Annotated in this window: 25 protein-coding genes; 6 read left to right on the plus strand and 19 right to left on the minus strand. The window is 67.2% G+C overall.

Annotated elements, in window-relative coordinates:
* Positions 1-6: 6 nt before the first annotated feature.
* On the minus strand, positions 7-1,335 hold the full coding sequence (locus ACJEIK_RS23765; protein ID WP_064858637.1) for an aspartate aminotransferase family protein: 1,329 nt from the start codon (positions 1,333-1,335) through the stop codon (positions 7-9).
* A gap of 127 nt (positions 1,336-1,462) precedes the next feature.
* Here ACJEIK_RS23765 and ACJEIK_RS23770 point away from each other — a divergent pair, with 127 nt between their 5' ends.
* The gene (locus ACJEIK_RS23770; protein WP_073695414.1) at positions 1,463-1,843 is read left to right on the plus strand and encodes a nitroreductase family deazaflavin-dependent oxidoreductase; all 381 of its coding nucleotides are present in this window, start codon (positions 1,463-1,465) and stop codon (positions 1,841-1,843) included.
* Here the strand turns inward: ACJEIK_RS23770 and ACJEIK_RS23775 are convergent.
* Positions 1,840-2,226 carry a carboxymuconolactone decarboxylase family protein gene (locus ACJEIK_RS23775; RefSeq protein ID WP_064858689.1) on the minus strand — a complete coding sequence of 129 codons (387 nt, stop codon included), beginning with the start codon at positions 2,224-2,226 and terminating at the stop codon, positions 1,840-1,842. The genes ACJEIK_RS23770 and ACJEIK_RS23775 overlap by 4 nt on opposite strands.
* A gap of 155 nt (positions 2,227-2,381) precedes the next feature.
* Between ACJEIK_RS23775 and ACJEIK_RS23780 the strand changes: the two genes are divergently transcribed.
* Together ACJEIK_RS23780 and ACJEIK_RS23785 are read left to right on the plus strand one after the other, a co-directional pair.
* Positions 2,382-2,723 (plus strand): DUF485 domain-containing protein, encoded by a 342-nt coding sequence (locus ACJEIK_RS23780; protein WP_073695365.1) that lies wholly within the window; start codon positions 2,382-2,384, stop codon positions 2,721-2,723.
* Entirely contained in the window at positions 2,723-4,354 is a 1,632-nt protein-coding gene (locus tag ACJEIK_RS23785; RefSeq protein ID WP_226519637.1) for a cation acetate symporter, read from the plus strand. The genes ACJEIK_RS23780 and ACJEIK_RS23785 overlap by 1 nt, the downstream gene beginning before the upstream one ends.
* Here the strand turns inward: ACJEIK_RS23785 and ACJEIK_RS23790 are convergent.
* The 12 genes from ACJEIK_RS23790 to ACJEIK_RS23845 all read right to left on the minus strand — a co-directional run bounded on the left by ACJEIK_RS23790 (position 4,351) and on the right by ACJEIK_RS23845 (position 13,664).
* Positions 4,351-4,965 carry a maleylpyruvate isomerase family mycothiol-dependent enzyme gene (locus ACJEIK_RS23790; protein WP_226522261.1) on the minus strand — a complete coding sequence of 205 codons (615 nt, stop codon included), beginning with the start codon at positions 4,963-4,965 and terminating at the stop codon, positions 4,351-4,353. The two genes, ACJEIK_RS23785 and ACJEIK_RS23790, sit on opposite strands and share 4 nt — an antisense overlap.
* A 5-nt stretch (positions 4,966-4,970) precedes the next feature.
* A complete protein-coding gene (locus ACJEIK_RS23795) occupies positions 4,971-5,564 on the minus strand; it encodes a TetR/AcrR family transcriptional regulator (protein WP_226519638.1) in 594 nt (197 codons plus the stop codon).
* Positions 5,551-6,435, minus strand: coding sequence for an oxygenase MpaB family protein (locus tag ACJEIK_RS23800; RefSeq protein ID WP_226519639.1), 885 nt, complete (start codon positions 6,433-6,435; stop codon positions 5,551-5,553). The genes ACJEIK_RS23795 and ACJEIK_RS23800 overlap by 14 nt, the downstream gene beginning before the upstream one ends.
* Before the next feature lie 39 nt (positions 6,436-6,474).
* Positions 6,475-6,717 (minus strand): hypothetical protein, encoded by a 243-nt coding sequence (locus ACJEIK_RS23805; RefSeq protein WP_226519640.1) that lies wholly within the window; start codon positions 6,715-6,717, stop codon positions 6,475-6,477.
* Complete coding sequence (locus ACJEIK_RS23810; protein WP_226519641.1) at positions 6,714-7,214, minus strand: DUF3093 domain-containing protein; 501 nt, start codon at positions 7,212-7,214, stop codon at positions 6,714-6,716. The genes ACJEIK_RS23805 and ACJEIK_RS23810 overlap by 4 nt, the downstream gene beginning before the upstream one ends.
* Positions 7,211-7,615: a hypothetical protein gene (locus ACJEIK_RS23815; protein ID WP_226519642.1), complete on the minus strand. Its 405-nt coding sequence runs from the start codon at positions 7,613-7,615 to the stop codon at positions 7,211-7,213. The genes ACJEIK_RS23810 and ACJEIK_RS23815 overlap by 4 nt, the downstream gene beginning before the upstream one ends.
* Before the next feature lie 158 nt (positions 7,616-7,773).
* Positions 7,774-8,277 (minus strand): hypothetical protein, encoded by a 504-nt coding sequence (locus ACJEIK_RS23820; protein ID WP_082761903.1) that lies wholly within the window; start codon positions 8,275-8,277, stop codon positions 7,774-7,776.
* Positions 8,274-9,254 carry a porphobilinogen synthase gene (gene hemB / locus ACJEIK_RS23825; protein ID WP_226519643.1) on the minus strand — a complete coding sequence of 327 codons (981 nt, stop codon included), beginning with the start codon at positions 9,252-9,254 and terminating at the stop codon, positions 8,274-8,276. Before hemB ends, ACJEIK_RS23820 begins: the two co-directional genes overlap by 4 nt.
* A gap of 9 nt (positions 9,255-9,263) precedes the next feature.
* Positions 9,264-10,946: a uroporphyrinogen-III synthase gene (locus tag ACJEIK_RS23830; RefSeq protein ID WP_409430385.1), complete on the minus strand. Its 1,683-nt coding sequence runs from the start codon at positions 10,944-10,946 to the stop codon at positions 9,264-9,266.
* 3 nt (positions 10,947-10,949) lie between these two features.
* The gene (gene hemC / locus ACJEIK_RS23835; RefSeq protein WP_293019623.1) at positions 10,950-11,909 is read right to left on the minus strand and encodes a hydroxymethylbilane synthase; all 960 of its coding nucleotides are present in this window, start codon (positions 11,907-11,909) and stop codon (positions 10,950-10,952) included.
* Positions 11,910-11,915: 6 nt separating this feature from the next.
* The gene (locus ACJEIK_RS23840; RefSeq protein ID WP_073695373.1) at positions 11,916-13,286 is read right to left on the minus strand and encodes a glutamyl-tRNA reductase; all 1,371 of its coding nucleotides are present in this window, start codon (positions 13,284-13,286) and stop codon (positions 11,916-11,918) included.
* A gap of 165 nt (positions 13,287-13,451) precedes the next feature.
* Positions 13,452-13,664: a glutaredoxin family protein gene (locus tag ACJEIK_RS23845; RefSeq protein ID WP_235742380.1), complete on the minus strand. Its 213-nt coding sequence runs from the start codon at positions 13,662-13,664 to the stop codon at positions 13,452-13,454.
* A 90-nt stretch (positions 13,665-13,754) separates the two neighbouring features.
* Here ACJEIK_RS23845 and ACJEIK_RS23850 point away from each other — a divergent pair, with 90 nt between their 5' ends.
* Together ACJEIK_RS23850 and ACJEIK_RS23855 are read left to right on the plus strand one after the other, a co-directional pair.
* Positions 13,755-14,651: an HAD family phosphatase gene (locus tag ACJEIK_RS23850; protein WP_293019619.1), complete on the plus strand. Its 897-nt coding sequence runs from the start codon at positions 13,755-13,757 to the stop codon at positions 14,649-14,651.
* Between the two features lie 42 nt (positions 14,652-14,693).
* Entirely contained in the window at positions 14,694-15,224 is a 531-nt protein-coding gene (locus ACJEIK_RS23855; protein WP_293015532.1) for a MaoC family dehydratase N-terminal domain-containing protein, read from the plus strand.
* A 254-nt stretch (positions 15,225-15,478) separates the two neighbouring features.
* On the opposite strand, the gene ACJEIK_RS23860 is transcribed toward ACJEIK_RS23855, so the two are convergent.
* The 3 genes from ACJEIK_RS23860 to ACJEIK_RS23870 all read right to left on the minus strand — a co-directional run bounded on the left by ACJEIK_RS23860 (position 15,479) and on the right by ACJEIK_RS23870 (position 16,876).
* On the minus strand, positions 15,479-15,892 hold the full coding sequence (locus ACJEIK_RS23860) for a DUF4383 domain-containing protein (protein ID WP_293015535.1): 414 nt from the start codon (positions 15,890-15,892) through the stop codon (positions 15,479-15,481).
* Between the two features lie 62 nt (positions 15,893-15,954).
* Entirely contained in the window at positions 15,955-16,233 is a 279-nt protein-coding gene (locus ACJEIK_RS23865) for a zf-HC2 domain-containing protein (RefSeq protein WP_293015537.1), read from the minus strand.
* Entirely contained in the window at positions 16,223-16,876 is a 654-nt protein-coding gene (locus tag ACJEIK_RS23870; RefSeq protein WP_409430386.1) for an RNA polymerase sigma factor, read from the minus strand. The genes ACJEIK_RS23865 and ACJEIK_RS23870 overlap by 11 nt, the downstream gene beginning before the upstream one ends.
* A 143-nt stretch (positions 16,877-17,019) precedes the next feature.
* On the opposite strand from ACJEIK_RS23870, the gene ACJEIK_RS23875 reads away from it, so the two are divergent.
* Positions 17,020-17,547: a carboxymuconolactone decarboxylase family protein gene (locus ACJEIK_RS23875; protein ID WP_293015722.1), complete on the plus strand. Its 528-nt coding sequence runs from the start codon at positions 17,020-17,022 to the stop codon at positions 17,545-17,547.
* A 531-nt stretch (positions 17,548-18,078) separates the two neighbouring features.
* Here ACJEIK_RS23875 and ACJEIK_RS23880 read toward each other — a convergent pair.
* Both ACJEIK_RS23880 and ACJEIK_RS23885 read right to left on the minus strand, forming a co-directional pair.
* Positions 18,079-19,155, minus strand: coding sequence for a lysophospholipid acyltransferase family protein (locus ACJEIK_RS23880; RefSeq protein ID WP_409430387.1), 1,077 nt, complete (start codon positions 19,153-19,155; stop codon positions 18,079-18,081).
* Between the two features lie 15 nt (positions 19,156-19,170).
* The gene (locus ACJEIK_RS23885; protein WP_409430388.1) at positions 19,171-20,289 is read right to left on the minus strand and encodes an SDR family oxidoreductase; all 1,119 of its coding nucleotides are present in this window, start codon (positions 20,287-20,289) and stop codon (positions 19,171-19,173) included.
* Positions 20,290-20,296 lie beyond the last annotated feature (7 nt).

The raw sequence follows: 20,296 nt of genomic DNA on the forward strand, positions 1-20,296 counted from the left end.
GTATGGCTATACCGCGCTCAGCGCATCGTCCAGAATGTCCAGCCCGCGCTTGGCGTCGTCGATGCTGATGTTGCACGGCGGCACCAGGTGGAAGCGGTTGTAGTTCATGAACAGCAACAGGCCGTTCTGCTTGGCCCGCGCGTTGATGGCACCCATCTCGGGCGACGAACCGCCGTACGGCGCCAGCGGCTCCTTGGTGGCGCGGTCCTTGACCAGTTCGACGGCCCAGAACACGCCCAGACCGCGGACGTCACCGATGATGTCGTGCTTGTCGGCCAGCGCCGCCAGGCCCGGACCGAACACGTCGGTGCCGATCAGCTCGGCGTTCTCGACGATCTTCTCGTCGTGCATCGCCGTGATGGTCGCGACGGACGCCGCACACGCCAGCGGGTGGCCCGAGTAGGTGAGGCCGCCGCCGTACGGCTGGTCCAGGAAGCGCTCGAGGATCTTGTCGCTGACGATGACGCCGCCGAGCGGGACGTAGCCGGAGTTGACGCCCTTGGCGAACGTGATGAGGTCCGGGGTGACGTTGTAGTTGTCGAGCGCGAACCACTTGCCGGTGCGGCCGAAACCGGCCATGACCTCGTCGAGGATCATCACGATGCCGTACTGGTCGCACAGCTCGCGCACGCCCTGCAGGTAGCCGGGCGGCGGCGGCATGATGCCGACGGTGCCGGGCACCGACTCGAGGATGATCGCGGCGAACGCGCTCGGGCCTTCGAACTCGATGACCGACCGCAGGTGCGCCAGGGCGCGCTCGGACTCTTCCTCCTGCGTCAGCGAATTGAACTGGCTGCGGTACAGGAACGGGCCGAAGAAGTGCGTGGTGCCCTCGGTGCCGTAGTCGTTGCCCCAGCGGCGGACGTCGCCGGTGAGGTTGACCGTCAGCGCGGTGCCGCCGTGGTAGCTGCGGTAGGTCGACAACGTCTTGTAGCGGCCGGTGTACACGCGGGCCATGCGGATGGCGTGCTCGACGGCGTCGGCGCCACCGTTGGTGAAGAACACCCGGTTGAAGCCCTCGGGGGCGACCTGGCAGATCAGGTCGGCGGCCGTGGCGCGGGCCTCGTTGGCATGCTGCGGCGCGATGGTGCACAGCTTGGCGGCCTGCTCGGCGATGGCGGCGACGACCTTGGGGTGCTGGTGGCCGATGTTGGTGTAGACGAGCTGGCTCGAGAAGTCGAGGAGACGGTTGCCGTCACCGTCGATGAGGTAGCTACCCTCGGCGCCGGTGAAAACCATCGGGTCGAGCTTCCCCTGGGCCGACCACGAGTGGAATACGCGGCTGCGCTCCAGGTCATAGATCCGGCGGGCGTCAGCGTTGGCGGGCGCAGGCATGCATTCCTCCTCGGAGATGAATCAGCGGGTTACGGGCTGGTGTGCGACACAGCGTCGTCGCCGCTACCGGTCGGTAACTTTACTCGCTTCCCTGGCCGCCCCAACCACGATGGCGCACGATGGGGACATGCAGATTCCGCAGTCGGTCGCCCGGTTCAACCGTCGAGTCACCAACCCCATCCAACGGCTGTGGGCCGGCCGCGCGCCGACGTTCGTCATCCTCGAGCACGTCGGGCGCAAGTCCCGCAAGACGTTCCGCACGCCGCTCACGGTGTTCACCACCGCCGACGGCTTCGCCATCCTGCTGACCTACGGCCCCGACCGCGACTGGCTCAAGAACATCACGAAGTCCGGCGGCGGCAAGCTCACCCGGCGCGGCCAGACTTACGACGTCGTCGACCCGCGGGTGGTGAGCAAGGAAGAAGCGGCCCCGCTCGTCACCGGAGCGCTACGTAAGGTGTTCCCGCGCTTGCCTTTCGAGCAGGCGGTGCTGTTGCGCCGGGCCTAGCGCGTTTCGTCCAGTACCTGCTGCACCACGCGCATCGCGCTCAGCGCCGCGGGCGCGCCGCAGTAGCCCGTGGCGTGGATGATCGCCTCGACGATCTCCTCGCGGGTGAGGCCGTTGTTGAGGCCGCCCCGCACGTGGCCGGCGAGTTCCTCGTGGGCGCGCAGCGCGGTCAGCATGCCGAGGTTGAGCAGGCTGCGGTCGCGGCGGCTCAGCCCCGGCCGGTTCCACACCGCGTCCCAGACGTGCTCGGTGACGAAGCGCTGGATCGGCTCCGACTCGGTGCCGCTGGTGCGGGCCAGCGCGCGGTCGACGAACTCGTCGCCCATCACCTGGCGGCGGGTGGTGATCCCGGCGTCGAACGCCGAACCTGGCTCGCTGGTCATCCCTGAGTCCTTCTCTCGATGTGGCTGCCGCCGACCGTAGCGCAGCACTCCGAGGCCGAATTCGGTGAACACAACGCGATACCGGTCGCGGGTGACCCAGCTCTCAATTAGGTTCATGCCCGATTCACCTCACAGCCAACTGCCAGGAGCCATCGGTGCCCGAAACCGACCGTCCCGAGAGGGTTGCCCCCACCGGGGAGCAGTTCCTCGCCATGCAAGCCAGCCCCGAGTTCCAGGAATTGCGAACCAGGCTGCGCCGCTTCGTGTTTCCGATGACCGCGTTCTTCCTGGTGTGGTACGGCCTCTACGTCGCACTCGGGGCCTTCGCCCATGACTTCATGGCCATCCGGGTGTTCGGCAACATCAACGTCGGACTGTTGATCGGATTGGGCCAGTTCCTGACGACGTTCGTCATCACCGGGCTGTACGTGCGTTTCGCCAACCGCGAGCTCGACCCGCGGGCCAGCGCCATCCGTGACGAGCTCGAGGGCGCCTGATGCACACCACCGTTCTCGCCGCCGCGACCGTCGGCAACCCCGTCGCCAACATCGGCATCTTCAGTGTGTTCGTCATCGTGACGATGGTCGTGGTCATCAAGGCCAGCAAGCGCAACGCCACCGCCGACGAGTTCTTCACCGGCGGCCGCGGTTTCTCCGGTCCGCAGAACGGCATCGCCATCGCCGGCGACTACCTGTCGGCCGCGAGCTTCCTCGGCATTGCCGGAGCCATCGCCGTCTACGGCTATGACGGCTTCCTGTACTCCATCGGCTTCCTGGTCGCCTGGCTGGTGGCGTTGCTGCTCGTGGCCGAATTGCTGCGCAACACAGGCAGATTCACCATGGCCGACGTACTGAGCTTCCGACTCAAGCAGCGCCCGGTCCGGCTGGCGGCGGCCACCTCGACGCTGACGGTGTCGCTGTTCTACCTGCTGGCCCAGATGGCCGGGGCGGGCGGTCTCGTCGCCCTGCTGCTCGACGTGAAGAGCCGCGGCGGCCAGTCGATCGTCATCGCCGTCGTCGGCGTCCTGATGATCGTCTACGTGCTGGTCGGCGGCATGAAGGGCACCACGTGGGTGCAGATCATCAAAGCCGTGCTGCTGATCACGGGCGCCGCGCTGATGACGGTCATGGTGCTCGGCAAGTTCGGGTTCAACTTCTCCGACATCCTCGGATCGGCGCAGTCCGCGATCTCGCACGCCACCACCAAGGGCGTGTCGAGCCGCGACGTCCTGGCCCCGGGCGCACAGTACGGCGGTTCGCTCACCTCGAAGATCAACTTCGTCTCGCTGGCCCTGGCGCTGGTACTCGGCACCGCGGGCCTGCCGCACGTGCTGATGCGCTTCTACACCGTGCCGACAGCGAAAGAGGCGCGGCGGTCGGTGGTTTGGGCCATCGCGTTGATCGGTGCCTTCTACCTGTTCACGCTGGTGCTCGGCTACGGCGCCGCCGCCCTCGTCGGCCCGGACCGGATTCTCAAGGCCGCCGGTGGCGTGAACTCCGCGGCCCCACTGCTGGCGTTCGAACTCGGCGGCGTGATCCTGCTCGGCGTCATCTCGGCGGTGGCGTTCGCCACCATCCTCGCGGTCGTGGCCGGCCTGACCATCACGGCGTCGGCGTCGTTCGCGCACGACATCTATGCGTCAGTCCTCAAGTCCCACAAGGTGACCGAGGACGAGCAGGTACGGGTCTCCCGGATCACCGCGGTCGTGCTCGGTGTGTTCGCGATCGGCCTGGGCATCCTGGCCAACGGCCAGAACGTCGCGTTCCTGGTGGCCCTGGCCTTCGCCGTGGCGGCCGCGGCCAACCTGCCGACCATCCTGTACTCGCTGTACTGGAAGCGGTTCAACACCCGCGGCGCGCTGTGGAGCATGTACGGCGGCCTGATCTCGACCATCGTGCTGATCGTGTTCTCGCCTGCCGTGTCCGGTACCAAGACCTCGATGATCCCCGGCGCCGATTTCGACTTCTTCCCGCTGGCCAACCCGGGCATCGTGTCGATTCCGCTGGCGTTCGCGCTCGGCATCATCGGCACGCTCACCTCGTCGGACAGCGGGGATCCCGCTCTGGGCGCCGAGATGGAGGTGCGGTCGCTGACCGGCGTGGGCGCCGAGAAGGCCGTCGAGCACTAAGCCCCGAGGTTGCGCCGCAACCGGCCCACCCCGGGGCCGGTCAGGTCGTCCAGGGCGCAGGGCCGGGCGACCATCACCATCAGCAGGGCTTCGGCGGGCCCGGAGGCTACCGGTCCGCGGCCGAACGACCAGTCCAGGTCGGTGGCGACCAGCCGCACTCCCCTGGCCCGCCACGCGCCGCGCAGCAGCGGCGCGTAGCGCGCGAAGTCCAGCACGGCCGTCAGTCGCTCGGGCGGGATCTGCCGGGGCAGTCCCAGCGGCCTGCGGATGTCCTGTTGGTGAATCATCGCGTCCGACAAGGCGATCCGACCGCGGAAGCCTGTCGTCAGACCACGCGGAACCACATGGGCAGCGAGCGCGGCCCGCAGCTCGTCGATACTGCGGCCCGCGTGCCGCGCCAGCACCGCGGCATTGATCCGCGGCGGAAAGAGCCCACCGCGCAGGAACTCCCGGACCGTCTCCGCACCACTGAGCTCGTCGTATCCGATGATGTGGCCGACGACGTCGCGCACCCGCCATCCGGTGCACAGCGACGGCTGTTCCCACTGTTCGGCACTGAGTCCGCCGAGAAAATCGACGAGGTCCTGACGTTCGGCCCGGGCCATCGCCATGGAGTTCACACGGACGAGTGTGCCCGCAGTACCGTTGGCAGGCTAGGTAGAAAGTGCCGGGCGGCGAAGGCCCGGATGTCGTCGGCGCTGTCCAGCGCCTCGACGCTGGGCAGCAGCAGCACCATCGCGGCGTAGCGCAGGATGGTGTCGGCCAGGTCGTTGACGGCTTGCTCCCCGATCCGGTCGGCGAACCCGTCCGGGAAGATGACGCGCAGCGCGGCAGCCATCCGGCCCACGGCCGCACCGTAGTGCCGCTGCATGAGTTCGATGACCAGCGCGGGCTCGTCGGTCATCATCCGGTTCAGCACACGGTGCCGCCGGAAGCGCAGGATCGACAGCGTGAACGCTTCGACGTACAGATTCGATTGCGGCCCCGCGGTTTTCAGCTCAGTGGCGATGTCGTCGAACAGCGCGACGTTCTCCCGTTCGACGACGGCGGCCACCAGCTCATCGCGGTTGGCGAACCGCCGGTAGATCGTGGTCCGGCTGACGCCGGCCCGTCGCGCCACGTCGTCGAGCGCGACGCGGCGGAAGCCGTGTTGTTCGAATTCGACGAGCGCGGCATCCAGGATGGCGCTCGTCGCACTAGCCGCGGGCATAGCCCTTTTGCGCAAATGTGTTGTACCGCAACGACATCGGCAGCCGGTCCCACAGCCAGTTCACGGGCTTGGTGCGCCAGGCGGCGGCGAACAACTGGTAGGCGCGTTCCTGTCGGTCGGACCAGGGCAGCTCCAGCAGGTCCCGCGCCCGCGGCGGGAGCCCGCCGGTGGTCAGGAAGGCTGCGACCGGGTTGAACACCGGTGCGACGACGCGCCACACCGCCGGGTTGACGGCCTTGGGCCGCGGAAAGCCTTTGGTCACGTAGCCGACGCCGTAGCGGGCCGTCTTGTGCGGCACGGCAACGTCATTCATCATCCGGTCCCAGTACTGCTCGAATTCGGCGTAGGTGGCCGGCATCGGCCGGTCACTGACACCATAGCGGCGGTACCAGGTCTTGGACTCCAGGTAGATCTGTTCCTTCTCGGCATCAGTGAGCCGTTTGACGAAAGTGTCCGCGAAGTACAGCACCTGCTCGACGAACGTGGCGTGCGCCCAGTAGTAGGTCTCGGGATCGAGCGCGTGATAGCGGCTGCCGTCGGGCATGTCGCCCTTGATCTCGCGGTGGAAGTCGCGGACCTGGGTTCCGGTGTTCGCGTCATCGGTGCCGTACACGGTGCGGAAGATCGGCGGCAGCGACCGCTTGATGCGCGCCGAGGTGTCGGCGAAGAACACCGAATGGTCCAGTACGCCCTGGCCGAGCTGGGCCAGCATGTTCTGCAGCACCGCCGGCCGCGGGCCGATCAGGTACATCCGGTTGTCGCCGAAGTATTTCCACACCAGCGAGTCCGGCCCGAGCGGCAGGGCGTCGACACTGCCCGTCGCTCCGCTCGCCCCGGCGACCAGTTCGGGCTGTTCCGCAAGATCGGTCATGCGGAACAGTGTTACAAATTTTGCACTCTGTAACAACCCCTATTTGGCGCGCCGCCACCTCGCGGTACCCACCACGGCGAGAACGCCGGCCAGGGTCGCCAGCAACAACGACAGCGTGATCAGCGACGGGTCATAGATCACCGACGTCTTCACGGGCTCGCCGGGAATCACCGGCGCGACGTCGGCGAGCGACGATGCGGCCAGCCAACTCAGCACCGAGCCGATGGCGGCCAGCAGCGCCGCCGCGAGTGCACCTGCGGCGACGATCCTGCCGCCACTCATTCGTCGTCGTCCTCGCCCAGTTCGCGCACACCCAGCGCCTCCAACTGCGCGCGCAACCCGCGATGCCGGCGCGCCCAGGCCTGACCGCTGCGCTCACCGGACAGCTTGACCCCGATCCCCGTGCGCCCACGCGGAACACCCGTCAGCTCCCCGAAGGCCCGGTACGACTGCCAACGGGGCACATCGGCGCCGCGCGCCTCCGGGAACATCCCGACCATGTCCGAGACGCGGATGGACTCCGTGCCCTGGCGCAGGTATTCGGGGGTGAGTTCGACGGACGTGTGCAGGCGTGCAGCCTTGACCTGCAACCCCAGGAACCCCGTGACCAGCACCAGGAACACCACCGGGACCAGCGGGTCAAGCCGGTGCGCGGACCACAACTGCATCGCGGCGATGGAACCGGCCGAGAGGGGGCCCAGCACCAGCCACCACCAGCTGGCACCTACCTCGTGGAACAGAACCTGCTCGGCGTCTGCCTCTGCGGGCGCATCCGTCACGTATCGGCCTTTCCGTCGAACCAGGACTGCGCCGGGGGCCGGGTGATCGAGACCATCCCGCCGATCGCCAACGCCATGACAACCGTCAGCACCAGGAATCCCAACGGATCCGCCCCGAATACCAACAGCAGCAGAGCAATCAGCAGAACTGTCGCCATCGCCAAAGCGATCGCGGCCCGGCGAAACCGCGCATCACCGCGTCGCGTCCGGCCGGCCAGAAACCCGAGACCGAGCCCGACGGCCGCCAGCAGCCCGCCGATAGCTCGGAACTGACCGGGGATACTCAAGCTGAGCTGCCACGAACCGATCGCGGCGAGCAGACCTCCGGCCACCACCCAGCACCAGAAAGCGGCCGTGACGGCCTGCGGTCGAGCAGATGCGGAAGGCGTGGGCTCAGTCATATCCGGGCCAGCCTAGCTGTGCCGTCCCGCGGCAACGGGACAGACTGGTCGCGAAGCAGGCGGCCGTGCCGAATGTGCACATTGATCGCCGGCGAGCGGCCCCGAATTGCACGCTTCGGGCGGCGTGTCCCGGTACAGACACGGCCCCTCGCGGGAGGTCAACGCACGAAGTAAGCGTTCGAGTCGGGGCGGTGCAGGAGGTACACGCCGCCGCCGATCAGCACGGTGCCGCCGATGCCGCACACCGCGTAGCCCAGGGCCGCGGCCGCGCCGTGGTAATTGGCGAACAGATTCGTGGTCAGGTAGAGGATCGTGGCCGCGGATCCGCCGGTGAGGATGCTGCGGGCCCAGCGGTAGCCCTGCCGAAGCAGCACCAGGAACGTGGCCACCAGGACCGCGATGATGAACAACATCAGACCGGACACCGCGTACGCGTAGCCCGACACCTCTCGCTCGGGCGTCGTCAGCAGGTTGATGACGTAGCCGATCAGCGACAGCGGCAGCGCGGCCGTCCACAGCCAGAAACCGGTGACGACGTCCTGCGGCATCTCGCGCGGCTCGGGTGCGGGTCCGTCCGGCCCCTGACCGTGCCCCGGGCCCTGATAGGGCGGGTACTGCGGGTTGTAGGGGTTCTGCGGGTCGTGCGGGCTGAGTGGGTTCACCGCAGCCAGCCCGCGACGTCCGTCGCCCAGTACGTGAGCACGATGTCGGCACCGGCCCGACGAATGCTGAGCAGCGACTCCAGAACCGAGGCCCGCAGGTCGATCCAACCGTTGGCCGCGGCGGCGCTGATCATCGCGTACTCGCCCGAAATCTGGTACGCCGCAACGGGTACCGGTGACATCTCGGCAGCGGCGCGGACCACGTCCAGGTAGCTCATCGCCGGCTTGACCATCACCATGTCGGCGCCTTCGGCGAGGTCCAACTCGATCTCGCGCACCGCTTCGCGGGCGTTACCCGGATCCTGTTGGTAGGTACGGCGATCGCCCTGCAGGCTCGAACCCACGGCCTCGCGGAACGGGCCGTAGAACGCCGACGCGAACTTGGCGGCGTAGGCCAGGATCGCGACGTCGCTGTGCCCGGCGTGGTCCAGCCCGTCGCGGATGGCCGCCACCTGGCCGTCCATCATGCCGCTCGGGCTGACTACATGCGCGCCCGAATGCGCTTGCGCCACAGCAAGTTTGATGTACTGCTCGTTGGTCGCATCGTTGTCGACCCGGCCGTGCGCGTCCAGGACGCCACAGTGTCCGTGATCGGTGAATTCGTCCAGGCAGGTGTCGGCCATCAGCACCGTCGAATCGCCGAGGTCCGAATTCAGGTCGCGCAGCGCCACATTCAGGATGCCCTCGGGGTTGACGCCCTCGGACCCGGTGCCGTCCTTGTCACTGTCGCACGGGACGCCGAACAGCATCAGCCCGCCGACACCGGCCTCGACGGCTTCCGCCGCCGCGCGGCGCGCCGAATCCCGGGTGTGCTGCACGACGCCGGGCATCGAGCTGATGGGACGCGGCTCGGCGAGCCCATCTGCGACGAACATGGGCAGCACCAGATGCCGTGGCTCCAGCGAGGTTTCGGACACCAGACGCCGCAGCGCCGGGGTGGTACGGAGCCGCCGCGGCCGCTGTCGTGGGAAAGCCATACGCCGAGTTTAGCGGCGCCGGCTCTTCTTACGCGGCGGCGGCAACGCACCCTCGGCACGGAGCCGGGCGGCGTGCTCGGCCAGCGCCTCGACCAGCGGGCCGACGGCGGCGGTCTCCGGCTGCACGTCCACGCGCAGGCCGAATTCGGCTGCGGTTTCAGCGGTTTTCGGGCCGATGCAGGCGACGATGGTCCGGGCGTGCGGCTTGCCGGCGATGCCGACCAGGTTGCGCACCGTGGAGCTCGAGGTGAAGCAGACGGCGTCGAAACCACCGGTCTTGATCATCTCGCGGGTGTGCGCCGGCGGCGGTGCCGCCCGGACGGTCCGGTAGGCCGTGACGTCCTCGATCTCCCAGCCACGCTCGCGCAGGCCCTCGGCCAGCGTCTCGGTGGCGATGTCGGCGCGCGGCAGCAGCACCCGGTTCACCGGGTCGAAAATCTCGTCGTAGTCCGGGAATTCGTCCAGCAGGCCCAGCGACGACTGCTCACCGGCAGGCACCAGCTCGGGGTTGATGCCGAACGCGCGCACCTTGTCCGCGGTGGCCTGACCGACGCACGCGATCTTCACACCGGAGAACGCGCGGGCGTCGAGACCGAACTCGTTGAACTTCTCCCACACCGCACGCACCGCGTTGGTGGAGGTGAACACGACCCACTGGAAACGGCCGTCGACCAGCCCCTTGACCGCGCGCTCCATCTGGGCGGGGCTGCGCGGCGGCTCGACCGCGATGGTCGGCACCTCGATCGGCAGGGCGCCGTGGCCCACGAGACGATCGCTCATCTCGCCGGCCTGGTCCTTGGTCCGCGGCACCAGCACGGTCCAGCCGTACAGCGAGCGGCTCTCCCACCAGTTCAGCTTGGCCCGGTGCGCCACGGTCTTGCCGATGGTCACGACCAGCGGGCCCGCCAGCGGACCGACCGGCTCGGGGCCTACCGGCTTCTCCAGCACGGCCTTGTCCAGCAGCCCGGCCAGCGTGGTCTCGATGGACCGCTGCTGGCAGGTGGTGCCGTTGGCCGTCACGACACACGGGGTGTTGTCGGTGAGGCCGTATTCGATCAGGGTGCGGGCGGCGTCCGGCAGGTGCGACACCGTCGCGTGCAGGATCAGCGGCCCGGGCGCGGCGGCCAGCGCGGCCCAGTCGACGTCACCGCGGACGTCGGCCACGGTGTGCGACGAGCCGACGGGCAGGCCCGCATAGGTGGGCACCGCCGTCGACGACGGCAGGCCCGGCACCAGCTCGAAGTGCGCCGCGGTCTTGGCCAGGGCGTTCACCTCGGTGATGACCGAATCGACCGACAGCGGGTCGCCGGCGACCAGACGCACGACGTCGACACCGGTCTTCGCCTCGGCGATGAGCAGCTTCGCCACCTCGGTGGGATCGCCCAGCGCGGGGCGGACGTCGACGCCGTGCGGGAACGTCATGGCCGGGGCCGCGGCCGGAGCCGGTGCGGCGGCGTCGTCGGTCTTGGCCTCGGCAGCCGGCTCGGCATCGGCCGGGTGCGGCCCGGAGGTCGGCGGCAGGTCGGTACCGATCAGCGCCAGCACCGCCTCGGGCACATCAGGATCGGTGAAAACCAAGGCCGCATGCGCCAAGACGTTCCGCGCACGCGTCGTCAACAGGCCCGGATCACCGGGGCCGGAACCGACAAAGGTGATGCGGCCGGGCTTGTGCTTACGCACTCGGGTGGTCATGTCTCACTCCCGCTCTACAGTCCGCTGATCCAACACGTCGCGCGCACCCAGGTCGAACAACTCCGCGGCCAACGAGAGCCCCAGCTCCCGTGCCCGTTCGGGTGTCCCGATCCCGGACGCCCGGATCACGTCGGATCCGTCCAGCGCCGCCACGCAACCGCGCAACGACAGCTCTTCGAAGACTCGGCCGTCCTCGTCGATGGACTCGACCACTTCAGCGATCGCACCCACCGGCGCGGAACAACCCGCCTCCAGTTCGGCCAACAGGACTCGTTCTGCGGTGATCGCGGCGCGCGTGTCGGGATGGTCCAGCTTTCCCAGCAGCGTCGCCAGCTCGGTGTCACCCACCCGGCACTCGACCGCGAGGGCGCCCTGCGCCGGCGCTGGCAACATCTGCACCGGCTCGAGGCTCTCGGTGACGACGTCGAGCCGTCCGATACGGGCCAGACCCGCTCGGGCGACGACAACAGCGTCGAGATCACCACTACTTACCCTGTTCAACCTGGTATCTAGGTTGCCTCGTAGGGGGCGGATTTCCAAACCGAGACCCAGTGCTCTAAGCTGTGCCGCCCGTCGCGGGCTGGACGTGCCGATCACCGAGCCGGCCGGCAACTCCCCCAGCACCATTCCGTCCCGCGCCACCAAGGCATCCCGAGGGTCTTCGCGCGGCGGCACGGCCGCGATGACGAAGCGCTCGTCGGGCGCCGTCGGCAAATCCTTGTACGAGTGCACCGCGACATCGATCCGGCCGTCGGCCATGGCGTGCCGCAGCTCGGCGGTGAAGACGCCGATACCGATCTCGGCGACGGGCGCCTGGGACCGGTCACCGTCGGTGCTGATGATGACCAGCTCCGCGGGCTGCCCCAGAGCTATCAGGGCATCACGGATGGTGCCGGCCTGCGTGGTAGCCAGAAGGCTGCCCCTGGTGCCGATCCGGACAACGTTTTCGAGGGTAGTTACCAAGTGAGATTACTCAGCCTTGTCGTGATGGGGTTGCGGCTCGCCTGCCGCCAAATCTGGTGCCACCAAGGGCAGTTCGCCGGCGGACACGGCGTCGATGGCCTGCGGGTCGAGCTCGAACAGCTCGCGCAGCGCCTCGGCATAACTGTCACCGCCGGGCGCGCTGGCCAACTGCTTGACCCGCACCGTCGGCGCGTGCAGCAACTTGTCGACCACCCGGCGGACGGTCTTCGCGACCTCGTCGCGGTGCGTGGCGTCGAGTCCCGGAACCCGGTTGTCGAGCCGCAACAACTCGGCCTCGACGACGTCGGCGGCCCGCTGGCGCAGGGCGGTGACGGTCGGGGTGACCTCGGCCATCCGCTGCCCGGCCAGGTAGCTGGCGACCTCCGCGGCGACGATCGAGCGCGCCGCTTCGGCATCGGAGGCAGCCGCCCGGGCCGACGGTTCCCGCTGGATGCGGTCCATGTCGATCATGTGCACGCCGGGCAGGCCGGCAATCGCACCGTCGACGTCACGGGGCATGCCCAGGTCGCAGATCACCAGCTGGCGATACTCCGGGCGGTTCATCAGTCCGCGGTGCGCATCGGCCAACGAGACCACCGGACGCACCGCACCGGTACATGCGACGACGACGTCGGCGTTGGCCAGTGCGACCGCGATGTCCTCGAGCGTGTGCGCGGCCGCGTCGACGCCCTGGGCCTTCAAGTTCTCGACCATGCGCTCGGCCCTCGGCAGCGAGCGGTTGACCACCTCGACGCGGGCGATCCCGGCGCGCGTCAGGTGCGCAGCGGCCAGGGCACCCATGGAGCCGGCGCCGATCACGGCAGCCGTCAGCCCGGTCAGGGAGGTGAGCTTGGTCTTGGCCATGTCCAGCGCCACCGACACCACCGAGGCGCCCGCGGCGTCGATCCCGGTCTCGGAGTGGACCCGCTTGCCGACCGACAGCGCGCGCTGCGACAGTTCGTGCAGGGTGCGGCCGACGGTCTGGTGGGCTTCGGCGGACGTGTAGGCCCGGCGCACCTGGCCCAGCACCTGCGCCTCGCCGATGACGGCCGAATCCAGGCCGCTGGCCACCGCGAACAGATGCTCGACGGCCGCTTCGGCGTACCGCACGTAGGCGTACTTGGTGAGGTCCTGCAGCGACATGCCCGACCGCTCGGAGAGCACCGAACCGATCACCGAGAGCCCGCCGTGGAAGGCGTCGACCACGGCATAGACCTCGACCCGGTTGCAGGTGGAGAGCACCATGGCCTCGGTGACCAGAGAGGACTGCAGCAGCAGCTCGATGATCTTGGCCTGTTCGGCCTCATCGGTGCTGAGCTGCTCGATCACCGAAACCGGCGCGCTGCGGTGCGAAACCCCGAACAGCAGTACGCTCACGGCCTCATCACCTCGTAGCACCTCCGTAGCGCAGGAAGGTTTCCCGGGCCTCGTCTGGCCGCAGGAACGCATTCAAAGCTAGCCGCTCACCGGCCCGCCGACCAAATTTGCTATACGTCTGCCGGATCCCCGGGTACGTGCTCGCCAGCGGCCTGATTGCCCGGGTCAGCCTGCGAGGTCGGCCCGCAACTGCTCCTCGTCGACCTCCCAGTAGCTGTGCTCAATGTCATCGAGGAGCACCACGGGCAGCCGATCGCCGAATTCCGCACGCAGGGCGGTATCCCCGGCCGCGGCCAGGACATCGACATCGGTGCTCGTCAGGACGAATCCGAGCTCGTCGGACAACTCCGCGAGCTGAGCCGCCGCGCGCTCGCACATGCTGCAACCGGCACGGGTGAGCAACGTCACGCGGTGGCTGTTCCCTGATCGATCCACGCGCAACAGTATGGCGTGACCTAGTGTTGAACCGTGTCCGAATCCAGCCCCCTGACTGCCGACGAGCCCGTGCCCGCCGGCACTGCCGACGGCCCCGATCAGGACGCCGCCGACCAGGATTCCGGGGCCGACGAACCCGCTGTCCCGGCGCCACCGCCGCCGCCGGACCTCACCGCGGCCGCGTTCTTCGACGTCGACAACACGCTGGTGCACGGCTCGTCGCTGGTGCACTTCGCCCGCGGCCTCGCCGCCCGGGACTATTTCAAGTACTCCGATCTGGCCCGTTTCGCCTACGCGCAGGCCAAGTTTCAGGTGACCGGCAAGGAGAACAGCGACGACGTCGCCGCCGGCCGGCGCAAGGCGCTGTCCTTCATCGAAGGCCGGCAGACCGCGGAACTCGAAGCCCTGGGCGACGAGATTTACGACGAGATCATCGCCGACAAGATCTGGCAGGGCACGCGTGCGCTGGCGCAGATGCACCTCGACGCCGGCCAGCAGGTCTGGCTCGTCACCGCGACGCCCATGGAGCTGGCTCAGACCATCGCCCGCAAGCTGGGGTTGACGGGGGCATTGGGCACCGTCGCCGAGTCGGTTGACGGGGTCTTCACCGGCCGGCTGGTCGGCGACATCCTGCACGGGGTCGGCAAGGCGCACGCGGTGCGACAGCTGGCCATCCGGGAGGGCCTGAACCTGCGCCGCTGTACCGCCTACTCGGACAGCTTCAACGACGTCCCGATGCTGTCGCTGGTCGGCACGGCCGTCGCGATCAACCCCGACGCCGCGCTGCGCGACGTCGCCCGCGAACGCGGCTGGGAAATCCGCGACTTCCGGACCGCCCGCAAGGCCGCCCGCATCGGCGTGCCCTCGGCGCTCGCCCTCGGCGCGGTCGGCGGGGCGCTGGCGGCCATGGCCTCGCGTAAGGGCAACTAGGCGGCCCGGTCCGCAACCCGAACGCTGATAGGCTCACCCGCCATGGGCATTGCGGACGACATCATCGGAACCCACTTCCGGTACCCGGATTACTTCGAGGTCGGCCGCGAGAAGGTCAAGGAGTTCGCGCAGGCGGTCCAGGACGATCACCCGGCCCATTTCTCCGAGGAAGCGGCCGCAGAGTGCGGCTCGGACACCCTGATCGCATCGCTGACGTTCATCGCGGTCGCGGGCCGGCGGGTCCAGCTCGAGCTGTTCAACCAGTTCGACGTGCCGATCAACCTGGAGCGCGTGCTGCACCGCGACCAGAAGCTCATCTTCCACCGCCCGATCAAGGTCGGCGACCGGCTGTGGTTCGACTCGTACCTGGATTCGGTGATCGAGTCGCACGGCACGGTGATCGCCGAGATTCGCGCCGAGGTCACCGGCGACTCCGGTGAGCCGATCATGACGAGCATCGTCACCATGCTGGGCGAGGCGCAGAACGACGACGAAGCCGGCGAGGTCAGTGCGCAGATCGCCGCGGCCCGCGACGCCGCCATCGCGAAAATGGTTGCGGCGCAAAAGGGTTAGTCATCGGTCCGCCAGGCACCGGTACCCCGGGCCCAGATCCTTCGCGGAAAGCCGCGAGTTTAGGGATACTTAGAAGCGAAAGTTTCTGTCCTGCAACGGATAATTGGGGTTGTCCCGAGTGCAGGCATCCCTAGGGGAAGCCGCATAATTGGTGACGAATACCCGCGGCAGCGGATTGCCCGGGTCATGGTCGGGCAATCCGCCAGTCACTGTGACGACGCGACAGCGCTCTATTCGCCTTGGGTGAACCGAGACTACGACCGGGCCTGCGCCAGAACCTGGGTGTCCACGAACTTCACGCCCACAAACAAGCTGATCCCGCCGTAGACGAGGTGTAGGTAGTTGTCGGGTTCGCCAACCGAGTGGATGTTGAGGAAGCTGGCCATACCGGTCACGCCGAGTGCGAACGCGGCCAGCAACCCGACGCCTAAGGCAACGTTGACTTTACGGGTAATCGATGGGATGAGTGCAGCCGCCAGCCACACCAGCCCCAACACCAGGTGAACGCTGTTGTGTATTGGGTTTACGCCAAGAATGACGATCCGCGCGTCATGGTGACCGGTGAAGTCCAACCCGGTCAGCGCGAAGCCGATCACTCCTGCGGCGACGTAGATCACCGAAGAGCCGTAGGCGAAAATTTGGTTGCGAGTCATGACGATGCCCTCCAAGCGGCCCACCGGTTGCGGGCGTGCACGAGTACAGACTCACCCAATACGTGTGGCGTTACAGCTCAGTTCGAGTCGAATCGACGGAACTCTGCCAGCAACGCATCGAAGTTAGCTGGCCGCATCTCCACCGACTCGTCGCGTGTCGCCACCGCAATCCGGATGGTGCGCCGGACCTGATCCACGAAGACCCGGCAAGCTTCGCATCCAGCGGTATGTTGCGCGAAGCGCTCCAGATCCGACTCTGCGAGCGCGTCCTCGAGATAGTCGGTCACCAGTGACACCGCATCTGCGCAGGTGATGCGCAGATCGTTACCAACGAAGTCGTCGTCATTACCGGTCATTCAAGAACTCCTCGAGTAGGGCAAGCAGGGCAGTGCGGCCGCGATGTAGCAGTACTCGCTGGTTTACGGCTGAGATACCCAGCGCCTCGCACGTTTCCTCACTGGACCAGCCCTCCAGGTCGCGCATCGAGACCACCTCTCGTTGCGCACCGGGCAGACGCTGTAACGCGTCGGCCACCACCGAGCGGACCTCAGCTGAGATCAGCTCCTCTTCAGGCAATAGATCCCATCTGACAGGTACGTCGGCCCAATAGTGAGCGCCGAGCACAGGGTGGGCAAGCCGATGTGGTTCGACCGATGGACGCGGCTCCGATTCCGATCCCGCAGTAGCAAACGGCGCCATTCTGGCTTCTTTTCGAGCCAGCGTATGCACCCGGTTGAGCACAATGCGGAATACCCAAGTTCGAACGCTCGCCCGACCTTCAAACTTGTCGATCGACCGCACCACCGACACCCACCCGTCCTGCACCGCGTCCTCGGCCGTTGCACGCGAAACGTAGAGGCTGGCCAACCTCACCAGCGGCGCGTGGAGTGCATCAACTAAGGCGCAAAACGCTTGGCTGTCACCGGCTTTTAACGCGGCGATCAGATCGGCCTCGGTGGCCCATCGATCGTCGGCGACGGTCCGCGCAGATGTAGCCACTTTGTGTTGATCTCCTCACTCGACAGCGATCTCGCCGCCAGCCATGTAACGCCTCAGTGCACCGCGGTGTCCAAACACTACTCGCCGCAGTCCCCGCGGCGAGGTGCCGATAAATCACCATCGAGAAGGACGACATGACAAACATGCCTCTAGTGACCGACGAAATGGCGACCCCAGATCAGGCGATCGGGTTGTCTGCGGTAAAACGCTCCATGGGTTCGGTTCCAAATCTCATCCGGGCAATGGCCAACAGCCCGGCACTTCTGGGTGGATACCTTGGCCTGGCCGGCAGTCTGGACGCTGGCACTCTGCCCAGATCCACCCGCGAGCGTTTGGCCATCGCCATCGCGCAATCCAACAGCTGCTCGTACTGCCTGTCCGCGCACAGCTATGTCGGTCGAGAAGCGGCCGGCCTAAACGCCGAACAGGTGACGGCGGCTCGCAGGGCCGATGCGGACGACGCCAAGACCGCAGCAATCCTTCGCTTCGCGGTATCGGTGAACGAACAGCGGGGACAAATCGATGAAGGCGAACTCGCCGCCGTGCGCAAAGCCGATGTAAGCAACGCCGAGATCGCCGAGGTAATCGGCCACGTTGCTCTCAACGTGCTGACCAACTACTTCAACAACGTCGCACACACCGAAATCGATTTCCCGCCAGTATCAGCATGATCGCTCCAGCTTGGCGGGAGCCAGCCGTCGGTGCTGGCTTCCGCCAAGCTTCCATTACCCAAGGACCATCCCCCGGGGCTTGCCGCGAATGGTGGACCGGAGTCGTGCGGCTTGTGTTGTCCGATTGATGCGGCGCTCAGAACTGAACCAGGCTGCCGATTCCACCGAGCACGCCGTGGCACTCTTCGCAGTCGCCGAACGCAACCTTCATGGCCTCCCAAAATGACTCAGCCGCGCGATCCAGCACACGCATCCGGTCCGACCGCACGGGGCCAAGTCGTGGGCAGCCAGAGCGGTGCGCCATTGGCAGAGCCGCGACCTGGACATACCTGCGACCGCCGACACAGTTCCCACCGTCTCGCCATGACGAATTCAGCATGCACAATTCGGTCAGCGATGTCCTCAAACCACAGTGCAGCCCGCGCCATCAGCCGAGGTATGTGGCACCTGCGGACCCAATCGATTGTTGCCAGCGCGGGCTCAACCGAAAAGTATCTGAGCATGCCTATGACAAGTGGACGCTCGCGGTATCTACAGAAACGTGCCGCGGCGATTGGCCAGCAGCTGGTACAGCGTCTGCTGAATGGTGGCGCGCACCTGGTCGGTCAGCTCGAAGGTGACCATCGGGTCGTCGGCGGCGGACTCGTCGTAGTCGGCCGTCGAGATGGGCTCGCCGAACTGGATGTACCACTTCGACGGCAACGGCAGCAGGCCGATGGGCCCGGCGAGCGGGAACAGCGGCGTCAGCGGGAAGTACGGCAACCCGAGCAACCGGGCCAGCAGCTTCACGTCGCCGATCTTCGGGTAGATCTCCTCGGAGCCGACGATCGAGCACGGCACGATGGGCGCACCGGAGCGCAGCGCCGCCGAGACGAAGCCGCCGCGGCCGAACCGCTGCAGCTTGTACCGGTCCTTGAACGGCTTGCCCAGACCCTTGTAGCCCTCGGGGAACACGGCGGTCAGCTCGCCGGCCTCGAGCAGCCGGTGTGCGTCGGCGGTGCACGCCATGGTGTGCCCGGCCTTGCGCGCGGCCTGTCCCACCACCGGCAGGTCGAAGACGAGGTCGGCGGCCAGCAGGCGCAGGTCCCGATGCTTCGGGTGTTTGTCGTGCACGGCGACCGACGCCATGAGTCCGTCGAACGGCAATACGCCCGCATGGTTTGCCACGACCAACGCCGCCCCGTCGTCCGGCAAATTCTCGATACCGGACACCTCGACCCGGAACCACGAGTTGAAAAGCGTTCGCAGCAAAGGAAGAAACACCGCATTGTTGAGGTGCGGGTCGAATCCGAATTCGTCGACGACGTAGTCACCGGTCAACCGTTTCCGAATGAAATCCGAAGCGGCACCGATACGTTGGGCCAATTCGTTGGGCCCGTCACCGGCCGCAGGGCCGGACGCGGCAAACCGGTGCTGGTCGATCTCGCGGACCACCGCAGCAATCTGTTCAGCCGATGCGCGGGTCCCGGGGTCAGTCAACAGCGAAGGGTGCCGCAGCGTTGCATCCCGTCTCGAAGCGCGACGTTGCGCAGAAGCGCGTGTCGAATTCGAATGCAGCGGAATGACTTTGGCTTTAGATTCGCCCGCCACGTCAATATCTCCCACCATCAAAAACTTGCGAAATCAGCGTCCCCACCGCTGCGCTGCGGCCACTGCACGACGCTCCACTGAGCCTACCCACCCTGGACCGATAATGGGCGTCAGCGCGCGGCCTGAAACGTAATCGTCAAAAGCCTCCATGGTCGTCCACTTTGGGGTATAGCCGAGTTCCCTCGTCATCCGTGTGGTGTCCATGACCCGGCCGTAGCGCATGTAGTCGGACTGTTCGCGGTCCAATTCGACCCCCGCGGTCGCGCGCCGCCAGGCATCCAGTGCCCACATCGTGGGCCCGGCGAGCGGCAATCCGATGCGGCCGGACCGGCGAATGGCCTGGCTCATCAAGATGACGCCCGAGGCTCCGATGTTGAACGTGCCGGCCCGCCCCACCAACGTGGCGCGTTCCAGCGCGCCGAGGGCGTCCTGCTCGTGCAGCAGCTGCAACCGGGCGTCGTGACCGAAGGCGGTCGGCACCAAGGGGCCCGCCAGATACCGCGACAGCGCGGTGTCCATGGCCGGACCGATCATGTTGGCGAGCCGCAGGATCGTGACCGCGATGTCGGGCCGCCGCCGCGCGAGACCGCGGACGTAGCCCTCGATGTCGATGCTGTCGCGGGCGAAGCCCTCCCCCGGCGGCCGGCGGGCGCTGCTGTCCTCGGTGAACATCACCGGATCACGCGGGCTGGACCCGTAGATCTCCGATGTCGACTTGAGGATCACCCGTCGGACCGATGGCGCCTTCTGACAGGCCGCGAACAACTGCATCGCACCCATCACGTTGAGCTCTTTGAGCGCAGCGCGACCGGACTGCGGCACGTAGGACGCCGCCGCCGCGTGGACGACGGTGTCGACGTTGCCGTTCCGGATCACCTTGGCGATGAAGGGATTGCGGATGTCCGCGCGGACGAACTCCGCGCGGCCCATCCGCCGCAGCATGTCCTTGCTCGGGGTGATCGCGTCGACCGCGATCACGTGCTCGATGAGCTGGTTCTGAGCGAGTCTGGCTGTCAGGTATCCGCCCAGGAACCGGCACGCCCCCGTGACCAGAACCACCTTGGGGTGGTGCAGGGTCTCTGGGATGTCCGGGCCGGAATCGCTTCCGCCCGGCGCGGTGGGCCGGCTTCCAGGGCGTCCGTCGGCATCCATTTGGTCA

The sequence above is a fragment of the Mycobacterium sp. SMC-16 genome (assembly GCF_046250085.1).
Lineage (GTDB): Bacteria > Actinomycetota > Actinomycetes > Mycobacteriales > Mycobacteriaceae > Mycobacterium > Mycobacterium phocaicum.

Excerpts from the sequence above, each read along its gene's own strand:
- ACJEIK_RS23855 (WP_293015532.1), top strand. The coding sequence starts at position 14,694 with ATGGGCATTGCGGACGACATCATCGGAACCCACTTCCGGTACCCGGAT.
- ACJEIK_RS23845 (WP_235742380.1), bottom strand. The coding sequence starts at position 13,664 with ATGTGCGAGCGCGCGGCGGCTCAGCTCGCGGAGTTGTCCGACGAGCTC.
- ACJEIK_RS23865 (WP_293015537.1), bottom strand. The coding sequence starts at position 16,233 with ATGACCGGTAATGACGACGACTTCGTTGGTAACGATCTGCGCATCACC.
- ACJEIK_RS23775 (WP_064858689.1), bottom strand. The coding sequence starts at position 2,226 with ATGACCAGCGAGCCAGGTTCGGCGTTCGACGCCGGGATCACCACCCGC.
- ACJEIK_RS23770 (WP_073695414.1), top strand. The coding sequence starts at position 1,463 with ATGCAGATTCCGCAGTCGGTCGCCCGGTTCAACCGTCGAGTCACCAAC.
- ACJEIK_RS23885 (WP_409430388.1), bottom strand. The coding sequence starts at position 20,289 with ATGGATGCCGACGGACGCCCTGGAAGCCGGCCCACCGCGCCGGGCGGA.
- ACJEIK_RS23800 (WP_226519639.1), bottom strand. The coding sequence starts at position 6,435 with ATGACCGATCTTGCGGAACAGCCCGAACTGGTCGCCGGGGCGAGCGGA.
- ACJEIK_RS23805 (WP_226519640.1), bottom strand. The coding sequence starts at position 6,717 with ATGAGTGGCGGCAGGATCGTCGCCGCAGGTGCACTCGCGGCGGCGCTG.
- ACJEIK_RS23765 (WP_064858637.1), bottom strand. The coding sequence starts at position 1,335 with ATGCCTGCGCCCGCCAACGCTGACGCCCGCCGGATCTATGACCTGGAG.
- ACJEIK_RS23830 (WP_409430385.1), bottom strand. The coding sequence starts at position 10,946 with ATGACCACCCGAGTGCGTAAGCACAAGCCCGGCCGCATCACCTTTGTC.
- ACJEIK_RS23790 (WP_226522261.1), bottom strand. The coding sequence starts at position 4,965 with ATGGCGATGGCCCGGGCCGAACGTCAGGACCTCGTCGATTTTCTCGGC.
- ACJEIK_RS23875 (WP_293015722.1), top strand. The coding sequence starts at position 17,020 with ATGCCTCTAGTGACCGACGAAATGGCGACCCCAGATCAGGCGATCGGG.
- ACJEIK_RS23815 (WP_226519642.1), bottom strand. The coding sequence starts at position 7,615 with ATGACTGAGCCCACGCCTTCCGCATCTGCTCGACCGCAGGCCGTCACG.
- ACJEIK_RS23795 (WP_226519638.1), bottom strand. The coding sequence starts at position 5,564 with ATGCCCGCGGCTAGTGCGACGAGCGCCATCCTGGATGCCGCGCTCGTC.
- ACJEIK_RS23880 (WP_409430387.1), bottom strand. The coding sequence starts at position 19,155 with ATGGTGGGAGATATTGACGTGGCGGGCGAATCTAAAGCCAAAGTCATT.
- hemB (WP_226519643.1), bottom strand. The coding sequence starts at position 9,254 with ATGGCTTTCCCACGACAGCGGCCGCGGCGGCTCCGTACCACCCCGGCG.
- ACJEIK_RS23785 (WP_226519637.1), top strand. The coding sequence starts at position 2,723 with ATGCACACCACCGTTCTCGCCGCCGCGACCGTCGGCAACCCCGTCGCC.